Origin of the sequence: Pseudanabaena biceps PCC 7429, from assembly GCF_000332215.1 — a bacterium.
Lineage (GTDB): Bacteria > Cyanobacteriota > Cyanobacteriia > Pseudanabaenales > Pseudanabaenaceae > Pseudanabaena > Pseudanabaena biceps.
Map to the genome: position 1 here is coordinate 1 of NZ_ALWB01000352.1, position 3,595 is coordinate 3,595.

At 44.2% G+C, this 3,595-nt stretch carries 4 protein-coding genes; 1 reads left to right on the forward strand and 3 read right to left on the reverse strand.

Translation table 11 applies throughout. The features are described 5' to 3' along the window. Positions 1 to 148: 148 nt before the first annotated feature. Positions 149 to 1,048, forward strand: coding sequence for a cyanoexosortase A (crtA, locus tag PSE7429_RS22150; RefSeq protein ID WP_009629622.1), 900 nt, complete (start codon positions 149 to 151; stop codon positions 1,046 to 1,048). Positions 1,049 to 1,141: 93 nt separating this feature from the next. On the opposite strand, the gene PSE7429_RS22155 is transcribed toward crtA, so the two are convergent. The 3 genes from PSE7429_RS22155 to PSE7429_RS22165 form a co-directional block, all read right to left on the reverse strand. Then, positions 1,142 to 1,828, reverse strand: a complete 687-nt coding sequence (locus PSE7429_RS22155) for a hypothetical protein (protein WP_144052567.1) — start codon at positions 1,826 to 1,828, stop codon at positions 1,142 to 1,144. Positions 1,829 to 2,063: 235 nt separating this feature from the next. Next, complete coding sequence (rsgA, locus tag PSE7429_RS22160; protein WP_009629624.1) at positions 2,064 to 3,137, reverse strand: small ribosomal subunit biogenesis GTPase RsgA; 1,074 nt, start codon at positions 3,135 to 3,137, stop codon at positions 2,064 to 2,066. A gap of 13 nt (positions 3,138 to 3,150) precedes the next feature. After that, entirely contained in the window at positions 3,151 to 3,384 is a 234-nt protein-coding gene (locus PSE7429_RS22165) for a sulfurtransferase TusA family protein (protein WP_009629625.1), read from the reverse strand. Positions 3,385 to 3,595: the final 211 nt, after the last annotated feature.

Sequence of the window (3,595 nt, forward strand, 5' to 3'; positions counted from 1 at the left end):
CAAAATAGGGTTGCCGTGCGGAGCACGGCAACCCTATTTTGGGCTTTATGTCCTGATATAGTTGACGGCAGCTATAGAAATATTTTAGAGCTATGGGTTATAAAATAGAGGCGACACCATAGGTCGCCTCTATTTTTATGGACTAGCCATGCTCGATCATATTTTGCGCGGTAATTTCAGCAACTTGCAAGATTCTCTCCACAAAGCCACAAGAAAATTAGAGTTTTGGCTGTTAGCTATATGGACAAGTTTTATTGCGATCAACATTACCCTTGTCGTCAGACTAGGTGAAAATATTGACGAAATTGCCATTCAGATCTTGACTTGGGCGGTTGCCTTACTCTTGGTGATCCGCAATCGTTCAAATTTTAAATTTGAAAGCACCCCATCGGCGATCGCGATCGGTACTTTACTGATTGTATGGGTGTTGCTTAAAAGTCTCCTGACCCGCCGAACTACTGACATTCTATTTATCTTTACGCCAGTTATGGCAACGGTTGGGGTAGCGCTGATTGGTTCGGGATGGAAAGGACTAAAGCAATATTGGCAGCCGATATTACTGGCGGCAACCCTAGGTATTCCCGTCGCTTTTTTATTCGCAGCTATTGAAAAAGTCATTCCTGTCAATGTGTTTACTGCCCAATTTGCCAATACCGCGCTGTGGTATGGCGGTGTGAAGGTCGCACAAAATGGGATTACCATTGTTAGCCAATTTGGAGCGGTGGAAGTTGCAAGAGGATGTGCGGGTTTACCGCCGATCTTAATGTTGCTACGGATTACGCTTATGTTTGTCTTGGTTTTTCCCGTATCCAAATTTCATATGTGGATTATGTTCCCTGCAGCAATTGCGATCGCTTTTATCGTAAATTCCTTAAGGGTAGCCCTACTGGTGATAGTTTCTGGGCAGGCGGATGTATTTAAGTATTGGCACGCTGGGGATGGTTCTCAGATATTTTCAGTTGCTGCCGTAGCCATACTTTTAGGGCTCTGTAATTACCTGACAAAGGATGATGAAGATGAGTACGAAGATGAGTACGAAGATATTTAAAAATAATCTACCCCAAAAGACAAATGGCGGCGCTTTGCGCCGCCATTTGTCTTTTGGGCTTTATTGTCCTCACAAGACTGGCGACAATATCAGTTACTTATCAATCTTGAAAGAGTTAATAAAGCGATCGACATCTGCGGCGGCAATCTTATCTTTAGCGCCTAGAGCAAATACTTGATAAAGTCGATTTTCAGCAAGACAGAAACGCCCCTTCATCAATACATCCGTCGATTGTACCTTGCCACCCGCTTCAAAATCGCGGCATGGAATATCTCCTAGTGTGGTTTCTTTTTCCGATTTAATGTCTCCTTTCAGGTTAGAAACGGAGCCTTTAACAGCATCGCCTAAACCTTTTTGGACATCAGCAGGATTAATTGCTTTGTTTGGAAAGTCAGCATAACCGACAAAATATCCCGAATCATTTGACTCCGCGATCACCATATTGAGCTTGATCGTTCCAACGTCAGTCTTCTGATCTTGGGACTGTTCCTGAGGCTTGCTAGGTACTTGGATACTAAATTTCCCAGCCGATGATTTGTAATCTTGCCAACCAGTGGTAGCAGTAGATGCTGTAGTTGCTTTGGGGTCGGAGGAACTGGTCGGTTTGTCAGCAGGCTTGTCAGCAGGTTTGTCAGCAGGCTTGTCAGTAGGCTTGGTAGCGGATTTATCTGTAGATGCTGTGGTAGGAGGAGTTGACGTATCAGCTACGGGTGTAGATGGATTACAAGCACTGACAGCAAACAAGACTAAACCAGCAGCAAGGGAAATATACTTTTTCATGTCTAACTTAGATATGACCTTCGTTTGGGTAATAAGCATGAAGCTTACTAGCTACTATATCGTTCCTTGCAAAAACTTAATACCAACTCCATAAAGTGTTTTATTTATTAGCTAAGTAGCTAGGCGCAATTATATATAAAACCCCAAAACCTGTAGCGCACGGTGTGCGTGCGCTACAGGTTTTGGGGTTTTAATTATGCCCAGCTACTTAGGTGCAATTACATATAAAGCTTGCCTAGCGATCATCGGTATCTAGATTTTGATGTTCGCTACGTCGAGACTCTCGCCGATAACGCTTTTTGAGCAATCGGGGCTCCTGCTGTTGCTTGCCCTCACTGGTATCCTTTATCTTGAGCGAAGCATCCGCATTGGCGGTATTTTTCAACTTCTGCTGATAAGTGATCGCCTCTTCTAGGTAGGCACAATAATAATCATACCGTTCCCAATCTCCACGCACCACACAATCGGGCTCATCGAGACGATGCAAACAATTATGGAAATGACAGTGATTGCCTGAGGCTAATTTTTGTCTTGCTTCGGGAAAGCAATCGGCTAATTCGGGAGGGGTAACTGTCAAATTAGGCTGCATAAATCCTGGAGTATCAGCCAGATAGCCTCCTGCGGGCAAGGCAAATAACTCCACATGACGAGTCGTATGCCTTCCATGTCCTAAACGTTGGGAGACTACGCCCACCCTAACCTGTAAATCGGGAATCAATAAATTGATCAAACTAGACTTACCTACACCTGAAAGTCCCGCAACCACTGTTACACCTGTCTGCAAATAGGTTGCCAGTTGATCGATTCCTTGCTGGGTATAGGTGCTAATGGCGATCGCTTCGTATCCCCAAGACTGGAGGCGATCGCGCCATAGCTCCCACATCTGATCGCTAACGAGATCCCGTTTATTTAGGCATAGCAAAACCTCAACTTGAGTACTTTCCGCTTTAACTAAAAAACGACTTAGTTGATGCGGATCGAGGCTCGGTTCGGCTAAAGAAAAAACTAATAAAATGCGATCGACATTAGCTACGGTGGGACGATCTAGTAAATTACGACGAATTGATACATCTGATATGGCTCCCCTTCTCCCTTGCCAATCAGGTTCCTCAACTATGACGCGATCACCGACGCAGATCTGTTGTCCAATTTTTTTGAGGCGAGCGCGGCGCGTACAGAGTAGTTCGTTAACAAACTGACTAAAGATTTGCCCAGATTCATCAAGCAACTCTAAACGATAAGCTTGGTCTAACATCACCCGATAAAAGTTGGCTTGCACAGCCAAAACTGTACCTTCTAAAGCCAACATAGGACAAATTTCATCATGCTTTCTGGACTGTCAAAGCAAAAAAGCGATCGCGTTCTTCAATCCCTTTGACCTGATGACCATCGGAAATCAAGCTATTTGGAACCTGTTCGATCGGTTCGCCACCGTCTAAGAGAACCTCAAGCAGTTGTCCTGCTTCTAGTTTTTCGAGGTGTAATTTAGCACGCACAAAACTAAGGGGACAAGGAACACCGCGTAAATCAATGGATTTGATCGCTTGAATACACATATATCTTTCTTACAGTTCTATTGACGCTATCTCGTGGGTGAATCGTGGATGAATATCGACTATCCCAGAAACCTTAGATTATACCAGTTCTAAAAAAAGGTATCGCTCGATCAGCAATGATTTTCGGCTAGTGAATTATCGATATAAGTAGCTGAGTGCAATTAAATATAAAACCCAGAAACCTGCGGCTCACGCGCAGCGTGAGCCGCAG

What these genes read in the sequence shown, in the direction of transcription:
- rsgA (WP_009629624.1), bottom strand. Translation starts at nt 3,137, where the DNA reads ATGTTGGCTTTAGAAGGTACAGTTTTGGCTGTGCAAGCCAACTTTTAT.
- PSE7429_RS22165 (WP_009629625.1), bottom strand. Translation starts at nt 3,384, where the DNA reads ATGTGTATTCAAGCGATCAAATCCATTGATTTACGCGGTGTTCCTTGT.
- crtA (WP_009629622.1), top strand. Translation starts at nt 149, where the DNA reads ATGCTCGATCATATTTTGCGCGGTAATTTCAGCAACTTGCAAGATTCT.
- PSE7429_RS22155 (WP_144052567.1), bottom strand. Translation starts at nt 1,828, where the DNA reads ATGAAAAAGTATATTTCCCTTGCTGCTGGTTTAGTCTTGTTTGCTGTC.